Origin of the sequence: Sinorhizobium fredii USDA 205 (assembly GCF_001461695.1) — a bacterium.
Lineage (GTDB): Bacteria > Pseudomonadota > Alphaproteobacteria > Rhizobiales > Rhizobiaceae > Sinorhizobium > Sinorhizobium fredii.
Genome location: NZ_AUTC01000077.1, coordinates 21816 through 43109 on the forward strand (window position 1 = coordinate 21816; position 21294 = coordinate 43109).

The 21294-nt window shown below is 62.9% G+C and carries 19 protein-coding genes and 1 pseudogene; 8 read left to right on the plus strand and 12 right to left on the minus strand.

Annotation, left to right across the window (positions count from 1 at the left end; genetic code table 11):
• Positions 1-12: 12 nt before the first annotated feature.
• Positions 13-1029, plus strand: a complete 1017-nt coding sequence (cobT, locus tag N181_RS08920; protein ID WP_014328572.1) for a nicotinate-nucleotide--dimethylbenzimidazole phosphoribosyltransferase — start codon at positions 13-15, stop codon at positions 1027-1029.
• A 183-nt stretch (positions 1030-1212) separates the two neighbouring features.
• Positions 1213-1626 (plus strand): diacylglycerol kinase, encoded by a 414-nt coding sequence (locus N181_RS08925; RefSeq protein ID WP_037400603.1) that lies wholly within the window; start codon positions 1213-1215, stop codon positions 1624-1626.
• Between the two features lie 126 nt (positions 1627-1752).
• On the opposite strand, the gene N181_RS08930 is transcribed toward N181_RS08925, so the two are convergent.
• Positions 1753-3288 (minus strand): sensor histidine kinase, encoded by a 1536-nt coding sequence (locus N181_RS08930; RefSeq protein ID WP_037400593.1) that lies wholly within the window; start codon positions 3286-3288, stop codon positions 1753-1755.
• A gap of 263 nt (positions 3289-3551) precedes the next feature.
• Between N181_RS08930 and N181_RS33015 the strand changes: the two genes are divergently transcribed.
• The 3 genes from N181_RS33015 to N181_RS08945 all read left to right on the plus strand — a co-directional run bounded on the left by N181_RS33015 (position 3552) and on the right by N181_RS08945 (position 5449).
• The gene (locus tag N181_RS33015; RefSeq protein WP_037400595.1) at positions 3552-4268 is read left to right on the plus strand and encodes a thermonuclease family protein; all 717 of its coding nucleotides are present in this window, start codon (positions 3552-3554) and stop codon (positions 4266-4268) included.
• Positions 4261-4896, plus strand: coding sequence for a uracil-DNA glycosylase family protein (locus N181_RS08940; RefSeq protein ID WP_037436838.1), 636 nt, complete (start codon positions 4261-4263; stop codon positions 4894-4896). Before N181_RS33015 ends, N181_RS08940 begins: the two co-directional genes overlap by 8 nt.
• A gap of 64 nt (positions 4897-4960) precedes the next feature.
• On the plus strand, positions 4961-5449 hold the full coding sequence (locus tag N181_RS08945) for an Lrp/AsnC family transcriptional regulator (protein WP_037400610.1): 489 nt from the start codon (positions 4961-4963) through the stop codon (positions 5447-5449).
• 70 nt (positions 5450-5519) lie between these two features.
• Here the strand turns inward: N181_RS08945 and N181_RS08950 are convergent, their stop codons facing one another.
• The 4 genes from N181_RS08950 to N181_RS08965 all read right to left on the minus strand — a co-directional run bounded on the left by N181_RS08950 (position 5520) and on the right by N181_RS08965 (position 9355).
• Positions 5520-6218, minus strand: a complete 699-nt coding sequence (locus N181_RS08950; RefSeq protein WP_037400611.1) for a DNA alkylation repair protein — start codon at positions 6216-6218, stop codon at positions 5520-5522.
• The gene (locus N181_RS08955; RefSeq protein WP_037436835.1) at positions 6215-7084 is read right to left on the minus strand and encodes an NAD(P)-dependent oxidoreductase; all 870 of its coding nucleotides are present in this window, start codon (positions 7082-7084) and stop codon (positions 6215-6217) included. The genes N181_RS08950 and N181_RS08955 overlap by 4 nt, the downstream gene beginning before the upstream one ends.
• Positions 7085-7170: 86 nt before the next feature.
• Positions 7171-8460: an MgtC/SapB family protein gene (locus N181_RS08960; RefSeq protein WP_037400619.1), complete on the minus strand. Its 1290-nt coding sequence runs from the start codon at positions 8458-8460 to the stop codon at positions 7171-7173.
• A gap of 70 nt (positions 8461-8530) precedes the next feature.
• Positions 8531-9355, minus strand: coding sequence for a class I SAM-dependent methyltransferase (locus tag N181_RS08965; protein ID WP_037400622.1), 825 nt, complete (start codon positions 9353-9355; stop codon positions 8531-8533).
• Positions 9356-9563: 208 nt separating this feature from the next.
• Here N181_RS08965 and N181_RS08970 point away from each other — a divergent pair, with 208 nt between their 5' ends.
• On the plus strand, positions 9564-10289 hold the full coding sequence (locus N181_RS08970) for a DUF2270 domain-containing protein (protein ID WP_037400625.1): 726 nt from the start codon (positions 9564-9566) through the stop codon (positions 10287-10289).
• 36 nt (positions 10290-10325) lie between these two features.
• Here N181_RS08970 and N181_RS08975 read toward each other — a convergent pair whose 3' ends face one another.
• The 4 genes and pseudogenes from N181_RS08975 to N181_RS08990 all read right to left on the minus strand — a co-directional run bounded on the left by N181_RS08975 (position 10326) and on the right by N181_RS08990 (position 13439).
• On the minus strand, positions 10326-10592 hold the full coding sequence (locus N181_RS08975) for an usg protein (protein ID WP_037400627.1): 267 nt from the start codon (positions 10590-10592) through the stop codon (positions 10326-10328).
• 165 nt (positions 10593-10757) lie between these two features.
• A pseudogene (locus N181_RS08980) lies at positions 10758-11587 on the minus strand (ABC transporter permease).
• The gene (locus N181_RS08985) at positions 11584-12387 is read right to left on the minus strand and encodes an ABC transporter permease (RefSeq protein ID WP_037400630.1); all 804 of its coding nucleotides are present in this window, start codon (positions 12385-12387) and stop codon (positions 11584-11586) included. Before N181_RS08985 ends, N181_RS08980 begins: the two are co-directional and overlap by 4 nt.
• Positions 12388-12656: 269 nt before the next feature.
• On the minus strand, positions 12657-13439 hold the full coding sequence (locus N181_RS08990; protein WP_014328560.1) for an ABC transporter substrate-binding protein: 783 nt from the start codon (positions 13437-13439) through the stop codon (positions 12657-12659).
• 389 nt (positions 13440-13828) lie between these two features.
• On the opposite strand from N181_RS08990, the gene N181_RS08995 reads away from it, so the two are divergent.
• Positions 13829-16015 (plus strand): OmpA family protein, encoded by a 2187-nt coding sequence (locus tag N181_RS08995; RefSeq protein WP_060563341.1) that lies wholly within the window; start codon positions 13829-13831, stop codon positions 16013-16015.
• 129 nt (positions 16016-16144) lie between these two features.
• Here the strand turns inward: N181_RS08995 and mobB are convergent, their stop codons facing one another.
• Genes mobB through N181_RS09010 form a run of 3 tightly spaced genes read right to left on the minus strand, consistent with a single transcriptional unit; the run spans position 16145 to position 18240 of the window.
• On the minus strand, positions 16145-16663 hold the full coding sequence (mobB, locus tag N181_RS09000; protein ID WP_014328558.1) for a molybdopterin-guanine dinucleotide biosynthesis protein B: 519 nt from the start codon (positions 16661-16663) through the stop codon (positions 16145-16147).
• Complete coding sequence (gene mobA / locus N181_RS09005; protein WP_037396681.1) at positions 16660-17319, minus strand: molybdenum cofactor guanylyltransferase MobA; 660 nt, start codon at positions 17317-17319, stop codon at positions 16660-16662. The genes mobB and mobA overlap by 4 nt, the downstream gene beginning before the upstream one ends.
• A gap of 12 nt (positions 17320-17331) precedes the next feature.
• Complete coding sequence (locus N181_RS09010) at positions 17332-18240, minus strand: DMT family transporter (protein WP_014328556.1); 909 nt, start codon at positions 18238-18240, stop codon at positions 17332-17334.
• 465 nt (positions 18241-18705) lie between these two features.
• On the opposite strand from N181_RS09010, the gene N181_RS09015 reads away from it, so the two are divergent.
• Positions 18706-21258, plus strand: a complete 2553-nt coding sequence (locus N181_RS09015; RefSeq protein WP_037396673.1) for a methyl-accepting chemotaxis protein — start codon at positions 18706-18708, stop codon at positions 21256-21258.
• Positions 21259-21294: the final 36 nt, after the last annotated feature.

A 21294-nucleotide genomic window follows, 5' to 3' on the forward strand; every position in this document is an offset into this window, starting at 1 on the left:
CAAGGATTCCCCATGAGTGCCAGCGGCCTGCCGTTTGATGATTTCCGCGAGTTGTTGCGAAACCTGCCGGGACCGGATGCGGCGGCACTCGTTGCGGCCCGCGAGCGGGATTCGCAACTGACGAAGCCGCCCGGTGCGCTCGGCCGTCTCGAGGAAATCGCTTTCTGGCTCGCCGCCTGGACGGGCCGTCCGCCTGCGGTCAACCGGCCGCTCGTGGCGATCTTCGCCGGCAATCACGGTGTGACCAGGCAGGGCGTCACGCCTTTCCCCTCGTCGGTTACGGCCCAGATGGTGGAGAATTTCGCCGCCGGCGGGGCGGCCATCAATCAGATCTGCGTCACCCATGACCTTGGGCTCAAGGTCTTCGACCTGGCGCTCGATTATCCGACCGGCGACATCACCGAGGAAGCGGCCCTGTCCGAACGCGACTGCGCCGCGACGATGGCCTTCGGCATGGAGGCGATCGCCGGCGGCACGGACCTGCTCTGCATCGGCGAAATGGGCATCGGCAACACGACGATCGCCGCCGCCATCAATCTCGGCCTCTATGGCGGGACCGCGGAGGAATGGGTCGGTCCGGGCACGGGCTCCGAAGGCGAAGTGCTGAAGCGCAAGATCGCGGCCGTCGAGAGGGCCGTTGCGCTTCATCGCGATCACCTGTCCGATCCGCTCGAACTGATGCGCCGGCTCGGAGGGCGCGAAATTGCGGCCATGGCTGGCGCCATCCTCGCGGCACGCATGCAGAAGGTGCCGGTGATCGTCGACGGTTATGTGGCAACCGCAGCCGCGGCGATCCTCAAGGCAGCCAACCCGGCAGCACTCGACCATTGCCTGATCGGCCATGTCTCGGGAGAGCCCGGCCACATTCGTGCTATCGAGAAGCTCGGCAAGACGCCGCTGCTGGCGCTCGGCATGCGGCTCGGCGAGGGCACGGGCGCCGCACTTGCCGCAGGCATCGTCAAGGCGGCCGCCGCCTGCCATAGCGGAATGGCAACCTTCGCCCAGGCCGGTGTCAGCAACAAGGACTGACGCCTCGGCTTGGTCCATTCCTGTCGGTCGACTGTCAGCCATGTTATGCTTGGCAACTGCGGTCTTGAAGCGGAGCGCCTTCTCGCCTATCGGGGGATGCGGGGGCGTTCTTCGATTGAAGCCGGCCTCGCATTCGCCGCAATCGCAATGTCGAAGCTGCACAGTCAAGCTCGTCGAGATGAAATGGACGCCAAGAACACCACCTCCCGTCACGGTCAAGCGGCCCCTGTCACAAAGCATACCGGCATCCGGCATCTCTTTGCGGCCGCGAGCTATTCGCTGGGCGGCGCGAAGCGGCTGATCGGCGAGGCGGCCTTTCGCCACGAGCTGATGGCCTTCGCCGTTGCAATGGCCGCCTTCGTCATCGCCGGCGCCAGCGTCTTCCAATATGTCGCGATGGCCATCCTGTTCCTGCTGATGATGGCCTTCGAAGCGATCAACACGGCGATCGAAGAGATCGTCGATCGCGTCTCGCCGGAAATCTCGGACATGGGCAAGCACGCCAAGGATCTCGGATCCTTCGCCTGCCTCTGCCTCATTCTGGCGAACGCCACCTACGCCTTTTACGTGGTGTTCCTGGGGCGCTACCTTGGCTGACGACGGCTACTGCATGTCTCCTTAAATCGACCTCGATTTAAGGACAAAGACATGCAGCAATTCAAAGTGCTACAGCGACCTTTTCGCGCCTGATAAGACGCGCGGCGCTGTAGTGCGCCTCGTCTTTCAGGCGAAGCTCTTGCGGCGGCGTGCGGGCGAGGGGACGTCCTCGACCGGCGGCAGGCTCTGCAGGACGCGGCGGGGCGGCAGGATGGCGATTGCCTCGGTGCCTTCGCGAAGCTTCGAGCGCAGGATGAATTGGCCATTGTGCTTGGCGAGGATCGCCTGGACGATCGGCAAGCCAAGTCCGGTGCCCTGCTCGGCGCTCTTGATCGCGATCGAGCCCTGGCCGAAGGCGGAGAGCACGATCGGAATCTCTTCCTCGGGAATGCCCGGGCCATTGTCCTTGATCGAGATGTACTGTCCGCCGCCGGCCGTCCAGCCGACCTTGACGGTGATTTCCCCGCCGGCAGACGTGAACTTGACGGCGTTCGACAAGAGATTGAGTGCGACCTGGCGTATCGCCTTCTCGTCGACCCAGACGGAGGGCATGGCCGTCTCGAATTGCGACCCGATCGTGATGTTCTTGCCGCGGGCGCGGAGCTGCACCATGCCGATGCAATCCTCGGCGATCTCGGCGAGATTGACCGCCTCTTCGTTGAGCTCGTACCGACCGGCTTCGATGCGGGACAGGTCGAGGATCTCGTTGATGAGGTTCAGCAGATGCTCACCGGAGCGGTGAATGTCGACCGTGTATTCCTTGTAGGTCGGATTGTTGAGCGGCCCCAGCACCTCCGTCGACATCACTTCCGAGAAGCCGAGAATGGCATTGAGCGGCGTGCGCAGCTCGTGCGACATCGATGCAAGGAAGCGGGACTTGGCGAGGTTTGCCTCTTCGGCACGCCGGCGCGCCTCGTCCGACATGGACTTCGCCACTTCGAGTTCGGCGATCAGGTCGTCCTTTTCCGACTGCATGGAGAGGATATGCACATTCGCCTTGTTCATGCGCTCCGTCATGAAGGCCAGAAAAACGAGCGAGAGCGACAGGATGCCGGTCAGTCCGACATGAATGGGATCGCCCGCCGTCAGCGACGAGAAACCGAGCGCGGCGACGACCGGAAGGAAGGTATAGACCAAGGCGTTGCGCAGCAGGAACGTGCCCATTGCAGTGGCCGCAAGGGCGATGAACAGCCCGGTACCTTCGAAGAGAGCAAATTGAATCTCGCCGCAGGCGCTGCAGTCATGGAGGGCAAAGATCGCCCAGCACAATCCCATGAGCAATTGGCCGGCGAGAAAGCGGCGGCGCCAGATGGCGACTTTCTCCGCGCCGATGTTCTGGCGCTTCGCCTTGCGTGCCAGGAAGACCGTGACCGCATGGGCCGAAAGCGCCATCAGGCCCCAAAGGAGAATGCTCGGCTCCTCGGAGAGATAGAGGCCGATCGCCGAAATCAAACCGACCAGCAGGGGGAGGGCAACGGCGCCGTGCAGGACGGCATCGATGTGGAGGAGGAGCATTTCGCGGTCGAAGCCGGCGGGCACGGACGAACCGGTCTGCAGCCGCTGGCGGGTCGCGCGCACCGCCTTCGAAACAGCCTTGTTCCGATGGTTTCGCGACTTGTCGACGATGATCTTATCAGTCGATGTGCTGACAGCGATGCTCATGCTCGTGGATCGGGAATTGCGTTGGCTTGCAGTCTAGGATGCAATCCTTAAGAAGTTGCTGCCCTCTACAGCGCCCGCGCGTCTTTTCAGACGCGCTAGGGGGCGCTGTAGCGCTTTGAATTGCTGCATGTTTTATCCTTGAATCGCATGATTTAAGGAAACATGCAGTGGGAAGGATTCGACAACCATTGTGGCGCGATTGGGTTTTTGCCTCTCCGTTGCGTGACAACAGGGAAGCCGATGCCAGACAGGGAGGACACCGCTTGAAGCCAGGGCAACGCAAGTTCCGTATTGTCGGTGGCGGAAGGCAGGCGCAGGCCAACCGGCGTTTCGCTTTTGGGCGACCGGGGACCACATCGACGCGGAACGACCGCCGGCAGGGGCGCGGCAGCCTGATCGGCGGCTGGATTTTCCTGCTCCTGCTAAGCCTTGGCGCCTATGTCGCTTCCAGGCTGCCGCCGCCGGAAGCGGCCGTAACCGGGGAGCTGCGCGGCGCCGCCGTCGCGAGTGACGGAGACAGTCTGCGGCTCAACGGCCGTCGTGTGCGTATCGAGGGTATCGACGCCCCGGAAATCGGTCAGACGTGTCAGCGTGGTGGGGCGGGATGGAGCTGTGGTGCGGAGGCGCAGCAGCGTCTAGAGGGCCTCATAGATGGAGCGACGACGCGCTGCCGCCTCCATGGCCACGACCGCTACGGCCGTGAGCTCGGCCTGTGCGAAGCCGGTGGGCGCGACATCGGCCGCGAGATGGTTCTCTCCGGTCATGCCGTCAGCTATGGGCTCTACCACGAGGAAGAGGCTTTTGCGCGCGACAGCCAAGCCGGGCTGTGGGCAGGGGATTTCGTCCGCCCGCAGGAATGGCGCCGTTCCCAGGGCAAAGCCGAGGAGGCGCCGCACCGGGCCGGCGATTGGCTTGAACTCATCGTGCAGTGGCTCGAAGACCAGGCTTGGAAGATCGCGAAGGAGTTCGTCGGTGCCTAGCGACGAGGAGCGGCTGCGGGAGTTGCGGGCCGCGATCGCGGCCTGCCGCCTCTGTCGCGACGATCCGGCGCGCGGCGAGGGCCATCGCCTGCCGCATGAGCCGCGGCCCGTGGCAGTCCTTTCCGCCACCGCCCGCATCCTCATTGCCGGCCAGGCGCCGGGCTTGCGGGTGCATGAAAGCGGGCTTCCCTTCAACGATGCGTCGGGCGACCGGTTGCGGCAATGGCTCGCGGTCGACCGCGACGCCTTCTACGATCCGCGCAACTTCGCCATCGTTCCTATGGGTTTCTGCTTTCCAGGCTACGACAGGCATGGCGGCGACCTGCCGCCGCGAGCCGAATGCGCGCCGCTGTGGCGGCGGCGGGCGATGGACGCCATGCCGCAGATCGAGCTCATATTGGCGGTTGGCCACCATGCGCAGCGCTGGCATATCGGAGCCGACTGTCCGAAATCGATGACCGACACCGTCCGCAACTGGGAGCGGTATGTGAAGCGCAACATCGGCACCGCGATATTGCCCTTGCCGCATCCGAGCTGGCGCAATACCGGCTGGCTGCGGAAGAATCCGTGGTTCGAGACAGAACTGCTTCCCTATCTGCGCGAACGGGTCGAAGCGCTGATCCGGTGAAACAATTTTCTTTCTTTTCATAAATTCCGCGCTATAGAGGGAAAAATATTCGAGAGGATTTTCCATGGACCGTCTGGACCGCAAGATCCTGCGTCTTCTGCAGGAGGACTCGACTCTGGCCGTCGCCGACCTCGCCAAGAAGGTCGGGCTTTCGACGACGCCCTGCTGGCGGCGCATCCAGAAGATGGAAGAGGATGGCGTCATTCGCCGTCGCGTCGCGCTGCTCGATCCGGTCAAGGTCAACACCAAGGTGACGGTGTTCGTTTCGGTTCGCACCAGCGCCCACTCGATGGAATGGTTGCGTCGCTTTTCCGAAGTGGTTGCCGATTTTCCGGAAGTGGTCGAATTCTACCGCATGAGCGGCGACGTCGATTATCTGCTGCGCGTCGTCGTGCCGGATATTGCCGCCTATGACGCCTTTTACAAGCGGCTGATCGCCAAGATCGAGATCCGCGACGTCTCTTCGGCCTTCGCCATGGAGCAGATCAAGTATACGACGCAATTGCCGCTCGACTACATGGTCATCGACCAGGCGAAATCGAACGAGGACTAGTTCCGTCGTAGTTGATGCGGAAGTTTCGCTTCCGCATTCATCATCACGATTTCGCTGGCATTTTCCTGTTTCAATCCGCAAGTCCCAACCTGCTGCGGACCTTTGCATCGGTCAGTTCCCGAGCGGCGTCCTTGCCTGTCCAGCGCGCCGCGCGGTTGGCACTCGCGGCGAGCTTTTCCGCGAGCATCAGAGCCGGCCCGTGACAGGCGGCGCTGCGCTTGCCGATCTGCCTCAGCGCCCAGTTGACCGCCTTCTTCACGAAATTGCGCTCGTCGTCGGCATGGGCCTCGATCAAGGGCAGCCAGACGAGCAGTGCCGAATCCGGCGCCTGTTTCAGATGCACCGCGCAGGTGGCGATCATCGCGAAGGCAAGCCGGCGGATGAATTCCCGGCTGTCGGCGGCGAATTCCGGGATCAACACTTGCTCGAACCGGGCGGCGACGAACAGGTCGGCCACGGTGTCGACGACTTCCCAGGAGTTGCAGTCGGCTGCCCAAAGACGTGCGTCGTCGACCGTCAATGCCTCGGGCTCGGCGGTATAGGCCGCCAGGATGCGCGCCTCCCGGATGCCGGATCGCCAGAGTTCGAGGGCGCGGGCATGCTCGGCCTTTGTCAGCCGGGCGATGCGACGAAGCTCGACATTGGAAATGCCGAGCGCCGTTTCGGTCGCGATGCCGAAGCGTGCCATGCCGGCCCGGTTTTCCGCGGAGGCAATGCTGCGCAGATGATCGATGATCTCTTCCGCCGAGGATGCCGGCGAGAGCGTCACTTTTCGAGCCGGGCGAGCAGGGAGGACGTGTCCCAGCGGCTGCCGCCGAGGGCCTGGACCTCGGCATAGAACTGGTCGACGAGAGCGGTCACGGGGAGCTTGGCGCCGTTGCGCCGGGCTTCCGCAAGCACGATATCGAGGTCCTTGCGCATCCAGTCGACGGCAAACCCGAAATCGTATTTTCCGGCATTCATCGTCTTGTGGCGGTTTTCCATCTGCCAGGAGCCGGCCGCGCCCTTGGAAATGACGTCGATCACGTTTTCAATGTCGAGCCCTGCCTTCTTGCCGAAATGGATGCCTTCGGCAAGGCCCTGGACGAGGCCGGCAATGCAGATCTGGTTGATCATCTTGGTAAGCTGGCCGGCACCCGCCGGTCCCATCAGGCCGACCATACGGGCATAGGCTTCGATCACCGGCTTCGCCTTATCGAAGGCCTCGGCATCGCCGCCACACATGACCGTCAGCACGCCGTTCTCGGCGCCCGCCTGGCCGCCGGAAACCGGCGCATCGATGAAATGGGCGCCCTTGGCGCCGGCAGCGGCATAGAGTTCGCGAGCAACTTCGGCGGAGGCCGTCGTATTGTCGATGAAGATCGCGCCGGAGGCGATGGTCTCGAAGGCGCCGTCCGTGCCTACTGTCACCGATCGAAGGTCGTCGTCGTTGCCGACGCAAGCAAACACGAACTCCTGGCCCTTTGCCGCTTCGGCGGGCGTCGCGGCGGCGCGTCCGCCAAACTCGGCCGCCCAACGCTCGGCCTTGGCGGCAGTGCGGTTGTAGACGGTCACGTCATGTCCGCCACGAACCTTGAGGTGGCCGGCCATCGGATAACCCATGACGCCGAGACCGAGGAATGCGACTTTGGCCATTGCGAAAGCTCCTGTTTACAATTGGCCAAAGATTTAGCGGAATTGGGCGGAAGGAGGAAGGCCGAGCGCAGGTCGTAACTACCATTTCATGCCGGCATGAATGATGCCGGAACGAAGGAACCGAGCATGAAGTAGCCGAGGGCGCCGGCGGAGATCGCAACGACGGTCGCCACCGCAAGCGTGACCGCGTAAGGTCCTTTGCCGCCCGCTGTGAAGGCCAACACGACTTTTGTGAGCAGATTGACCACAACGGCGATCAGGATGGCCGCAACGGCGGTGGTGATATCGACCGTGGTTCCGGTGAGGCGCGCCGTCGAGAGCGTGATGGCATCGAGGTCCATCAGGCCCGATACGGCGGCGACGGCAAAGAGCATGGTTGCGCCGATCCTGTCGACCAGGACCTTTGAAGCCACGATCACGGCGCCCAGCAAGGCGCCGAAACGCAGCACCTCGCCCAGTTCGAACGGATTGTCGAGATGGAGATCCGGTGCGCCCTTCTTGCTGGAGTCACGAAGGATGACGACCACACTGGCAGCCAGCATGATCAATACCGCCGGAACGAGCGCAATCGCTAGCGGCACGAGCAGAATCGGCGCCAAGGCCGCACCGATGACGAGGACGCGGATGAGCGACAGGGCGCCGGCTATCGCCGCGCCGGACGCCAGTCGCCGGGCACTCTCCGGCGCCTCCGCGGCGAAGCGCGCGAAAGAAAGCGTCAGCGCGGTCGAGGAAACCAGGCCGCCGGCCGCGCCGGCGAACAGAATGCCGCGACCGGGGCCGGCAACGCGGATGGCGACATAGCCGGCAAATGAGATGGCGGCGATCGTAATCGTCAACAGCCACAGTTCGAATGGGTTGAGTATATTCCACGGATCAACCGTCTCGTTCGGGAGCAGTGGCAGGGCGACCAAGGTCATGGCGAGAAGAACGAGAGCGGCCCGCAGCTCGAGCCAGGTCAACTGCCGCAGGAAAGTGTGGAGGCTGCGCTTGGCGGCAAGCAGCGCGGTTGTCGCGACGCTGCCGGCTGCGGCGACCCGCACGTCACCGACGACCGCTGTCGCACCCAACGCAAAGACGAGGAGAGCCGCGACGACCGTTGTAACGCCGAAATCCTCTTCTTCCTTTGCCTCGCGCATTCTGAACAGGACGAAGGCGGCGCCGAACAGCAGCATCAGGACCGCCGGCGCGACCGGACCTGCAAGCGTCTGAAGGTAACCGGCAAGTCCGCCAAGAAAGCCGGAGAGCCCGAAGGTCCGGATGCCCGCAGTTCTTCCGCCCGAGCGCTCGTCACGCTCCTGCCAGCCTCTCTCGCATCCGACGAGAAGGCCGACAGAGAATGCGACACCGAGACGCTGGAAGACTTCGACAAGTTCCATTCGAGGAAATTAGGATTTCGCCGCGCAGGAGCAAGAGCGTCCCCCGGATCCGCGATGTCAGCTTCAGATCCTAAAGAAAGCGTGCGATCACCAATTGCCCGGCAATCGGTTCGCCTTCTTCCATCCGCACGGTGATGTCGGTCACCTCGACGATCTCGAACCCGGTCGCCGTGAGCCGATCGCGCAGATAGGCTTCCGAATGGGCGAAACGCTGGTGCGGGCCGACCATGAAGGGTTTGCCGGCAAATGTCTCTTCGGGAAGAGTTTCGCTGGAGAAGATCAAAAGGCCGCCCGGTACGAGGTTGTCGACGGCGCCGAAGAACAGGGCCTCCAGCGCGCCCATATAGGGCAGCACATCGGTGGCGACGATCAGGTCGAACGGCGCTTCTTCATTGTCGTCGAGGAAATCGATCGCTTCGGCGACGTAGAGCGTCTCGTAGAGGTCCTTCTCATGGGCGATCTCGACCATGTTCTCGGAAAGGTCGATGCCGGTGATGTCCTCTGCCAGATCGCGCAATGCGCCGCCGGTCAGACCCGTGCCGCAGCCGAGATCGAGTATCCGCTTGAAGGATCCGAGATCCAAAGCCTGGACGCGCTGGCGGACGAGCAGCGGCACGCAATAGCCGAGCTGATCGACAAGCACATTGTCGAAGACGTCTGCATGCTGATCGAAAAGGGTTGCGACATAGGCATCCGGGGCCTTGAACGGCGTCTCGCCCCGTCCCATCGAGGCAAGCCGGACCGAAGCGCCTCCGTGATCGTCGGGATCGAGGTCCAGCACCTCGCGGTAAGCTGCCGCGGCGGCGTCGAAGTTGCCGGACTTTTCCAGGGAAAGGGCGCGGTTATAGGCTTCCGCCAGCGCTTCCTCGTCGATCTTTTTGTTCTTTTGCGTCATGCGCGCTTCTTACGACCGCGGGAGGCCTTTGGCAATCGCCTCTCGGCGGCCGTCCTTACTTGCCATTTCGTTTCCTCATGCGGGGCCGGTGGGACAGAGCACATTTAGCATTTGCTCAAGAAATCGGTGGTGCCTTGCCTGGCGGGATTTATCCGCAAGGCAATTGGAGTCATGATCATGAAAAGGATGAGAAATCGGGAGGATGCCGATGTCTGCTGATCTGAGCCCGCTGACATTGGAAACGGAGGTGCCGGAGAGGCACGGTCCGCCCCTGCCGCAGACGTCGCAGGAGACGATCAACACAATCGTGCACTACTACCGCGGCGAACTGGGGCGGATGGCCGGCTGGCGCGATCGCATCGACCGCACGTCCAACTGGGCAATCACTGTCGTCGCGGCAATGCTTTCCGTGTCGCTGTCGACGCCGTCCTCGCACCACGGCGTGCTGCTCTTTGCGATACTGCTGATCACCTTGCTTCTGTTGATCGAAGCCAGACGCTACCGCTTCTTCGATGTCTATCGCGCCCGCGTGCGGCAACTCGAGCGCGGCTATTTCGCACAGATCCTCGCCCCGGAAGGCACGCAGAGTTTCAAGTGGTCGGCGGCGATTGCCAAAAGCCTTCGCAGGCCAGCCTTCCTGATGACCTACAAGGAGGCGGTTTGCCGACGGCTGCAGCGCAACTATTGTTGGATGTACCTGATCCTGCTGCTCGCCTGGACGCTGAAGATATCGTCGCCGAAGATGTCGTCCAACGGCGTTCCTTTCGGCCATGTCCGTTCTTGGACGGACTTTACCGAGAATGCCGCTCTGGGCCTCCTGCCAGGCTGGAGCGTCATGATTGGCGTTGCGCTCTTCTACGGCGTCGTCCTCTACGGGTCGCTTCACAAGGAAGCCCACGAGGGCGAACTTGCCCATGGCGAGGTGCATGTCTGAGCGCGCCGGACAGCGCGGGACGTAATAGCGAAATTCTCAGTGCAGAATGAGTTCGCCCTTGAGCGCCCGCCATTCCGTCGCCGATATGAGCTTGCGATGCACATAGCGGACCGAATGCAGCGGTCCGTCCAGCTTCTCCTGCCAGAACCTGAGAAAGCTCCGCATTTCGGGAAAGTCCGGGGCGATATCGTAGTGCTGCCAGATATAGGTCTGCAACAGGGCGGGATGGTCGGGCATCCGGTAGAGTATCTGAGCCGTCGTCAGGCCATACCCGTTGAGCTGCAGTTCCATGTCGTTCGTCATCAAGGACCTCGCTTCCAACAAAGGTTGGTCCCTATGATGAAGCGCTTGATTTGTTAATCAAGACCTAATATTGGCGTAGCGTTGGAGATTAACTCGAAAAAACAAGGACTTGGCAGCAAGAGGTGGTGAGTGCTGCCAAGTCTGCTTGCTACGCGGCGTTGCGCCTCAGCGCTTGAGATGACGCGTCAACCGCGCTTCGATCCAGGCCCAGATATTGCGCAGCAACTCTACGATCAGGAGATACAGCACCGCCGCCCAGACATACATCTGGAAGTCGAATGTGCGGGAAAAGGCGCGCCGGGTCTCTCCCATCAGGTCGAAGACGGTAACGATCGCGACGATAGCCGAGCCCTGATCATCAGGATGATCTCGTTGCCATAGGGGCGCAGTGCCACGATCATCGCCTGCGGCAGGATGACCTTGAAGAAGGCAATGCGCTCCGGCAGGCCCAGGGCGGCCGCCCCCTCATGCTGGCCGCGCGGCACGCTCTCGATGGCGCCGCGCAGGATTTCCGCCTGATAGGCGGCGGTATTCAGCGTGAAGGTGAAGAGCGCGCAGTTCCAGGCGTCGCGGAAAAACCACCAAAGGCCGATCGATTCGAGCTGCGGCCGGAAGCTGCCGAGACCGTAATAAACGAGGAAGAGCTGGGCAATCAGCGGCGTGCCGCGGAAGAAATAGACGTAGATATAGGCAATCCAGGACCAGAACCTGTTCTTCGACATGCGCCCGAGCACGACGGGGAACGACAGGACGGCCCCCATCGGGATCGAAGAGATGACGAGGATCAGCGTCACGCCGAGACCGGAGAGGAAGCTCGGTCCGTAGCGCGAGAATTTCTCCGGGTCCCAGCCGTTCACGATTGTCAGGAAGATGCCGACGGCGAAGGCCAGCCAAACGCCGAGGGCGACGCTGCCGAAGAAGCGAGCGAGCGTGTAGGGCTTCGGCGGGGCGGGCGGCGGCGCTTGCGGTGGAATCATCGTTTCGGCAATGCTCATCGGCGCATCTCCGCACGTTTGGTGGAGCGCTCGAGCGCCGAGAATACGACGGACGATATCATCGCCAGGACGAGGAACAGGACGCAGGCAACGCCGAAGAACTGAAAGGCCTGCTTGGTCATGCGCGCCGCGATGCCCGTCTGGCGAAGAATGTCGGGCAGGCCGACGACCGAAACGAGGGCCGTATCCTTGAGCAGCGCCATCCAGAGATTGCCGAGACCGGGAAGCGCGATGCGTATGAGCTGCGGCAGGATAATGAGCCGCATCGTCTTGCCGCGGTGAAAGCCGAGGGCATCGCCCGCTTCGTATTGGCCCTGCGGAATGGCCTTGAAGGCGGAAAGCAACACCTCCGAGCAATAGGCGGAGAAAACGACGCCGAGCGCGATCATGCCGGCGACAAAGGCATTGATCTCGATAGGCTCCTCATAACCGAGCGTCGCGAGAAACTGCTGCACCAGGATCTGCAGGCCGTAATAGACGATGAAGAGCGTCAGGAGTTCCGGAAGGCCGCGAAAGATCGTCGTGTAGATGTTGGCCGACAACCGCAGCGATCTTTCCGATGATTGCTTGGCAAGGGCGATGAAAAAGCCGATCGCCAGTCCGAGGGGCAGGGTGGCTATCGCGAGGCTCGCGGTCACGAGGAAGCCGTAGGCGATCTCGTCGCCCCAGCCGCTATCGCCGCACGCCAGGAGCGTGCCGGACGCGAACCAACGAAAGATCCCGGCCGGCCCGCAGAACGGATCGATGATCGAAAGGATCCCGGCTGTACCGGAATAAATGGCGGCAGATAGTCCGCTCATGCCGTTACGTTCCCCTGGTCATTCTTATTGGCGCCGAAGGCGCTTAGTATTGTTTTTCTTGTCAAACAAAAACGGCGGAAGGGCAAGCCCATCCGCCGTTGCATTCTCTTCATCAACCGAGACTTTCTCGGCATCACTGCTGCAGCGCCGCGCGCCCTATCAGGCGCGCAAAGGTCGCTGTAGCACTTTGAATTGCTGCATGTCTTCGTCCTTAAATCGAGGTCGATTTAAGGAGACATGCAGTAGATCGTCGCGGGAGACGCGGGCGATCAGCTGCCGTAGACGTCGAAGGGGAAGTACTTTTCGTTGATTTCCTTGTACTTGCCGTTGGCGCGGATGGCTTCGATCGCCTTGTTGAACTTCTCGCGCAGTGCATCGTCGCCCTTGCGAACGGCGATGCCGGCGCCTTCGCCGTTGATCACCGGGTCGACCGGCAGCGTGCCGAGCAACTTGCAGCAAGCGCCATCTTCGCTCTTCAGCCATTCGGAGAGCACGACGACGTCGTCGATGACCGCGTCGACGCGGCCGTTCGCGATATCGAGCTTGTACTCATCGGCGGTCGGGTAAAGCTTGATCTCCGCGCCCTTCATATGCGCTTCCGCATAGTTGGAATGGGTCGTGGAAGCCTGGGCGCCCAGAATCTTGCCTTGCAGGGCGGCTTCGGTCGCCTCGGTGATCGGCGAATCCTTCGGTACGACGATCGCCGGCGGTGTGTTGTAGTACTTGTTGGTGAAATCGACCTTCTGCTTGCGTTCCTCGGTGATCGACATGGAGGCGATGATCGCGTCGAACTTCTTGGCGATCAGCGCCGGGATGATCCCTTCCCAGTCTTGCGTCACGAAGGTGCACTCGGCCTTCATTTCCTCACAAAGTGCCTTGGCGATGTCGACGTCGAAGCCCGTCAGCGAGCCATCCGCCGCGAGATTGTTGAAGGGCGGGTAAGCGCCCTCGGTGCCGATCACGACCTTTTCGCCCTCCGCCATGGCGGTGCCCGCCATGAGCACGAAAACGGCAGCCGATGCGGCGGCTACCAGCCGTCTGGAAATACGCATGATTATCCTCTCTGTTGGCCGGCATCCGGTCTGTTCTTGTGCGCGGATGCCAAATCGCGCCGGCGGGGGTTGCCGCCGGTTGCGGCGATATTCGTACGCTTTTCCGGTAAAAATCAACAGGAAAGCGGCGTCGCCCACCGCGAAACCCGAAATGTTGTCCTCTTAAGCCGCATCGTTGAGGGGGCGGATGAACGATCCGTTCAGGAATGGTTAATGTCGGCTTCGATAGGCCTTTGGACGGAACCGATCGGTGGCTGCGGAGTTCGACTACGGACTTTCGGCCGACACAAAAATGCCGGAACCACCGGTCATGGCCCTGTGCCGACGCGATGCGGCTTGAACTGTGGCGCGGCGCTCGAGGACGCCGGGCCACAAGAGGAAGGAAGACAATGTCCATTCGATCCAAACTTTTCGCAACGGTTGCCTTGCCCGTTTTCGTGGCTTCCCTTGCGGTCCAACCAGCGCTTGCCGACAGCCTGATGGCGCCGTTCGAAGTCGCGCAGGAAGGCACCGAACAGCCGTCGCCGGAAGATTTGCTGCTGCTGAAGAAGCGCAAGCAGCGTGCCGCCGAGGAGGAGTCCCAGGGACAGGCGGAAGAACAGCAGCCGCAGGCCGAAGAGCAGCAAGCGCCAAGGCGTAAGAAGCGCCAGCAGCAGGCCGAGGAGCAGCAGCCTGCCGCCGAGGAAAGCGCCCCGCAGCAGGCCGAGGAGCAGGCTCCAAGACGCAAGAAGCGCCAGCAACAGGCCGAAGAGCAGCAGCCGGCGGCCGAAGAGGCTGCTCCGCAGCAGGCCGAAGAGCAGGCTCCAAGGCGCAAGAAGCGCCAGCAACAGGCCGAGGAGCAGCAGCCCGCCGCCGAGGAGAGCGCCCCGCAGCAGGCCGAGGAGCAGGCTCCAAGGCGCAAGAAACGCCAGCAACAGGCCGAGGAGCAGCAGCCCGCCGCCGAGGAGAGCGCTCCGCAGCAGGCGGAAGAGCAGGCTCCCACCCGCAAGAAGCGCCAGCAACAAGCCGAAGAACTGCAGCCCGCGGCCGAGGAAAGCGCCCCGCAGCAGGCTGAAGAGCAGGCCCCGACCCGCAAGAAACGTCAGCAACAGGCCGAGGAGCAGCGCCAAACCGACGAGCAAAAGGCTGCCCAGCAGCCGGCCGTCGTTCCTGAAGGCGGAACGACCGCCGAGCAGCCGGCGACGGAGGCTCCAGCCCAGCAGACGGGCGAGGGCGAGCAGCAGCCGGTTCCGGGTGCGGAACAGCCGGCAACGGCGGAAGGCGAGCAGTCCCAAGGGCAGCCCGCTCCCGAAGTCGTCGACGAGCGCACGACGGAAGAAAAGCAGAAGGTCGCCGAGGATCCGGCGGCGTCCGACGAGACCGTTGTGCTTCCCGTCGAAAAGGGTGCGGCCGTGCTCGACAGCGACAAGGACGCCGACAATGCCGGCGGCAACCAGTCGCGCGAGGCCCGGCGCAAGCAGCGCGAGGAACTGCGCGCCAAGCAGGAAAGCGTAGCTGCTCCCACCGACGATGCTTCTGCGCAGGCACAGGCGGCGATCCCCGTCGAGAGCAAGGAGGAACTTTCGCAACGGATCGAGGCCGTGCTGAAGGAGGAGGGCGCGCGGGTCGAGGAAGCGCCGGCCTTTGCCGTGCCGGAAACGACCAACATCGTCAACAACACGGTCATCAATAACACGGTGATCAACAACACGACCGTCAATAACGTTACGGAGAACAATGTGACGGAAGTGCAGGTCGTCGAACAGGTTGACGATCGCGTGATCCTCGGCGTTGGCGATCGCATCTTCGTCAGGGGCGACGATCGGCCGCGTCTGCGGCAGAATTCGGAAGAGTCGTACTACGACAATCTTTCAGGCGGCCGCGTCCGCGAAACGATCGTTCGCCCCGGCGGCTACCAGATCGTCACCGTCTATAATCGTTACGGCGATATCCTGACGCGCACGCGCGTCGATAGGAACGGCGATGAATATGTGATGATGTACACGCCGGAATACGAAGATGACCGGCCGGCGATCGTCGACGTCGGCTACGAACTGCCGCCGATGCGTCTTGGCATACCGGTCGACGAGTATATCGTCGATGTGGCCGAAGATCCGGACCGGGACTACTACGAGTTCCTGTCCGAGCCGCCGGTCGAGCAAGTCGAGCGCGTCTACACCATCGATGAGGTTCGCAATTCCGCGCGCCTGCGCGACAAGGTTCGTCGTATCGATCTCGACACCATCGAATTCGCCACCGGCAGTGCCGAGGTGTCGATGACACAGGCCAAGACGCTTCGCAATGTCGCGGACGCAATGAGCAAGGTGCTCGAGAAGGATCCGGGCGAAACCTTCTTCATCGAGGGCCACACGGATGCCGTCGGCTCCGACCGATCGAATCTGGTGCTCTCCGACGAGCGTGCCGAGTCTGTCGCGGTGCTGTTGACCGAGGTCTATGGCGTCCCGGCCGAAAACCTGGTGACCCAGGGCTATGGCGAGCGGTTCCTGAAGATCCGCACGCCGGAGGCTGAACAGGAGAACCGCCGCGTGACGATCCGCCGTGTCACCCCGCTGGTACGCCCGGTAGCGCAGCGATAAGTCGCTCAGCAGTTCGCTAAACGGAAATCGGGGCCGGGCAACCGGCCCCGTTTTTTGTTTGCGCCTGTTGCAAAAGGCAGCACGAGCACTGCCGGAGGCGCAACAGCACCTGGACCGCTTGCGGAAGAATTAAGTTTCGCGCCGCAGCCCCGTGGTCGTCTCGACGAAGTCGGCAATCGCGTCCGTGTCGTCGAGATCGAAGACGGGAAGATCGCTGTCAGTCACCGGGTGGTCGGCGGCGATGGCGACGATATGCGGATCGGTCGGCGCGAGCGGTTCGCGGTTGGCTGATTCCAGCCGGCGCGCCTCGACCTTCGGGATCGGCTCGCGCTTGTAGCCTTCGATCAGCACGAGATCGCAGGGTGCGAGCCGCGCCAGGATTTCCTCGAAGCTGGGCTCGGGCGCGCCGCGCAATTCGTGCATGATCGCAAAACGCGTCGAGGAGACGATCGTCACTTCGTGGGCGCCGGCCTCGCGGTGGCGGTAGCTGTCGGCGCCGACCTTGTCGATGTCGAAGTCGTGGTGGGCATGCTTGACAGTCGACACCATATAACCGCGCCGTGTCATTTCGCCGACGAGCCGTACCATCAGGCCGGTCTTGCCGGAATTTTTCCAGCCGGCGATGCCGAATATCTTGGGTGGGGTCATATTACGGAATCCTCGAGGCGGTTCAGCCATTCTTCAGCTTCTTCAAGCTGCTGCGGCGTGTTGACGTTGAAGAACGGATCGAGCGGCCCCGCTTTCGTCGCAACGATCGGAAAGTCTACCGCGACCGACGAGTGACGAGCAATGAAAGCGCGGACGCGGCGTTTCTCATCCGTGCGGATCCAGGAATCGAGATCGTCGGCGATCGCCAGCGGCCAAAGTGCGAACAGCGGATGCATTTCGCCAAGGGACCAGGCAACGGCAATCTCGTCCCCGACGATCAGCGCCCCCTGAAGCCGAGCAGCAAGCGTGGTTGGAAAGAACGGCGCATCGATCGGCACGGTCACGACGTGGCTTGCCTCCGGCGCGACCTTCCTTGCGTGGCGCAGGGCGGCCAGCACGCCGGCGAGCGGGCCGGGCAAGCCAGGTATCGTGTCAGCGATGACCGGGGCACCACTCGGGAGAGCGATGCCCGGATCGATGTTGAGGTTGACCGCGATGCTCGCGGCCTGCGGCGACAGACGCGCGACGACGCGGGCAAGCATGGTTTGTCCGCCGAGCATCACCGCGGCTTTAGGGCTGCCCATGCGCGAGGAGCGCCCGCCGGCGAGGACGACGGCAGGCGGGCGACGGTCCGAATCGGCGGCGTTGTCGACCATCCTTGCGCTCCTTTATTCGAGCGGTCCGGCGACAGACCGCTGCGCCACGGCCTGTCGGCCGCGCAGGCTCTCGCGGTAAAAGGTGTAAAGACCCGAGCCAACGATAATGGCAACGCCGGCCAGCATCCAGCGGTCCGGTGCCTCCGAGAAGAAGACGATGCCGATGGTGATCGCCCAGAGAAGACCCGTGTAGCGGAAGGGCGCGACCACCGAGATGTCGCCGTCGCGCATGGCGAGGACGATGGTCTGGTAGCCGAGCATGAGGAGCACGCTGGCACCGGCGAGATGGCTGAAGGACGTCATCGACACCGGCTGCCAGCCGCCGAACGGGACGATGAGCACCGCTCCCACCAGCGTCGTCACCGATGCCGTCGTGACGGTAATGAACAGCGACGGCACGTCATTGCCGATGCGGCGGGTGCAGAGATCGCGTGTCGCGGTGAAGAAGACGCAGGCGACAACGGTCAAGGCGGCCGGCGTGAAGCCTTCCGGTCCTGGCCGAAGCACGATCAGCACGCCGACAAAGCCGATCACGATTGCCGTCCAGCGCCGCCAGCCGACCGGCTCGCCAAGGAAGAGGGCTGCGCCGAGTGTGACCGCCAGCGGCAAGGCCTGCATGATCGCCGATGCATTGGCCAGCGGTATGTGGCCGAGTGCGGAAATATAGGTCAACGAGGCGAGCGCCTCCATGGCGATGCGCAGCATGATGACCGGCCTGAAGACGGTGCGAACCGGACGCAGGGCGCCAAAACGATAGGCGAGCACAAGGATCATCAGCGTGGTCATCAGGCCGCGGATGAACATGATCTGGCCGGTGTTCATGGCGCCTGTCACGGATTTGACGAGCGCGTCGTTGCAGGAGAAACCGGCCATGGCAAGCGTCATGAAGACGATGCCGCGGATGTTGGCTGAGGAATGCATTCCTGATGACCTTCGGCTGGGGCGCGTACTGGGTGGGGTGGGCGAATCCATGGATTGCGAGCCCAGTGATAAAGCTTTGGCCTCCAACGTGCGTAAACTCAAGCGCATGTTTGCATCAGAGGCGCGTCGGTGCACGCCAAAGCGACAAATGGCCACGGGTCTCCCGCAAGCGTGATGTGCATTCGCGGAATCTTAAGCTTCGCTGCCTATCGTCCCGATGATTCCGCAGTCCAATCGCATGACGCGATCGGTGGGCGACGGCTCGGAAACACCGCTGCCGTCGATCTCGACTACCGGCCGAAGCCAGGGGGTGCTTCCGCCGGCAGAAGTCGATGCTTGTGCTGTCGATCGCTATCGATGCGACAGTCGGGACCTTCGCCTCGGCGTTGCGTCCGAACGGCAAATAGCCGTCAGGCATCCCAACCGCGCGGATATGTCTCTCCATAACAAAAAACGGGGTTCGCAATGTCTGTCATCGATCGTCTTCTGCAGCGCCTGCGCATCGTCACGAAAGTCCTCCTTTTCGTCGTGCCGCTTGTGGCCCTGATCGCCGGGATCGGCCTTGCCGGCTTCTTTACGGCCCGCACGCTCAATGGCCACATGACCGTGACGCGCGAAACGATCAATAACCTGTCGGATTTCCAGGCGCTGCGCAGCGCATTGCAGGACTTCCTGGATAATTCCGGCGAGGAAAGCCGCGGGCTGCTTGCGACGATGGTCGACGAGCAGGAAGCGGGTGTAAAGGCCCTGGAATCTCTGCTGACCCGGGCGGAGGACAGGGCGAAGATCGCCTCCGTCGTCGCTCTCGGCGAAGAGATGCGGAGCCAGACCGACAAACTCTGGTCCGTCCAGGTCGAACGGGAGACGGTGACGAAATCGCTGGAAGCGGCGCTCGCCGAGATGACCAAGAACGGCAACAACGCCTATAAGCAGATCGATATCCTCCAGGACGAAACGGGCGAGAAGGAAGCCTTCGCCAAGGCGCTGCTCTTCGATGCAGCAGCCTATCAGGGCCTCGCCGAACGCATCAAGAAGTTCCGCCTGCCGGTGACGATGGCGGTCAATCCCGACGCGAAGATCGAACAGGCGAACAAGCTCCTGCCGCACCTGATGAAGCAGATCGACGAGTCGGAGCGGATTGCCTCCGACAAGGTCAAGAAGCCGATCGGCGAGCTCAAGGACCAGGCCCAGAAAATTCAGGCGGTGCTGGCCGGCGCTCAGGACAACGAAGCCAAGAAGAACGCGCTCGTGCCGATCCTCAGCAAGTTCTCGAAATACGAAGCTGATTTCGCCAAGGAGGCGGCGAAGAATTCCGATACCGCCGCCAAGCGCTTCGTCGGCATGGACGGCGAAATTTCGTCGTTGAAGACGCTGATCGGCCTGATGGACGACACGTTCAAGGGGCTGGCCAGCACCCGATTGCACATCAGCGAGTTGCACCGCCGCCTCGATGCGGCGAGCCGCGAGCCGATCGTGGCCGATATCAAAGCTGTTCGCGAGACGGCCGGCGACCTGTCCGAACTCGGCGCCAAGAACGCCGCGCTGCGCGACTTACCCGCCAAGCTCGGACCGTCGCTCGACAATATCGACAAAGGCACCGCCGCGTTGATCGATGTCGGCGCCCGCTGGCAGGCCGCCAAGGACGAGGCATCGAGCCTTGTCGCCAAGGCGAGCGGCACGCTGGAGAACTTCGTCAGCAGCGCCCAGGAAGCCGGCAAGCAGGACAGCCAGCGTTCGGCGACGGTCTCGATCGTCGCGATGGTCGCCGGCACGCTGCTGGCGATCATCGGAGGGCTGATGCTCGTCGAGACGCTGCGCGGTCCGCTGAAGCGGGTGACCGAAACCATGACCCGCCTTGCCAATGGCGATCTGGAAGTGGCGATCGAAGGCCGCAATCGCGGCGACGAGATCGGCGACATGGTGCGCTCCGTCGCCGTCTTCCGCGACAACGCCGTGGAAAATGTGCGCCTCGAGCGCGAAGCACAAGCGGCACGCACTTTGTCGGCTGAGGAGGAGGCGCGCCGGTCGCAAGAGCGCGCCCGCATCGAAGCCGAGCAGATGCAGGCCCTCAATGCGCTGTCGGATGTCCTTGCCCAGCTTGCCGCCGGCAATCTCGAAGAGGGCATGGCGGAGGACCTGCCGGCCGACTACGTGATGATGGCGCGGACCTACAACAATGCCGTCGACGCCCTGCGCGCCACATTGATGGATGTGCGCGTCGTCACCGAGGAGATCACCGGGGGCACCGGCAATCTCTCGGCCTCGGCCGACGACCTGGCGCGCCGCACCGAGCAGCAGGCGGCGGCGCTCGAGGAAAGCTCGCGCGCCCTGCGGCAGCTCACCGAAATCGTCCGCGCGACCGCCGAAAGCGCCCGCAAGACGACCGTCTCGGTCGACGAGACGAACTCCTACGCGCGACATTCCGGCCAGGTCGTCTCCAAGGCGATCGACGCGATGGCGGAGATCAATCGTTCATCGGAAAAGATCGGCACGATCATCGGCGTGATCGACGAGATCGCCTTCCAGACCAACCTGCTGGCTCTGAACGCCGGCGTCGAGGCGGCACGGGCCGGCGAGGCGGGGCGCGGCTTTGCCGTGGTGGCGCAGGAAGTCCGCGAGCTGGCGCAGCGCTGCGCCGGAGCGGCGCGGGAGATCAAGGGGCTCATCTCGGCGAGCTCCGCACAGGTGCGCAGCGGTGTAGCGCTGGTCCAGGAGACCGGCGATGCCCTGTCGGTCATCAATGACCACATCTCGACCATCCACCAGCTTGTCGCCAATATCGAAGCGGCCGCTGCCGAACAGTATACCGGCCTCAACGAGGTCAATACGGCCGTTCATGAAGTCGAACTGATCACGCAGCAGAATGCCGCCATGGTCGAGGAAAACACGGCGGAGATCCACGGGCTGCGCCGGCAGGTGGAGGTTCTCAACGAAAAGATCGAGCGGTTCAAGACCGGCACCGGCGGTGCGGTCCCCGATCATGGCCGGCCGCGCTACGGCTCGGGCTACGCGGCTTAGAACAGAGCGCGCAAGGAGAACCCCGCTGTGCGCACA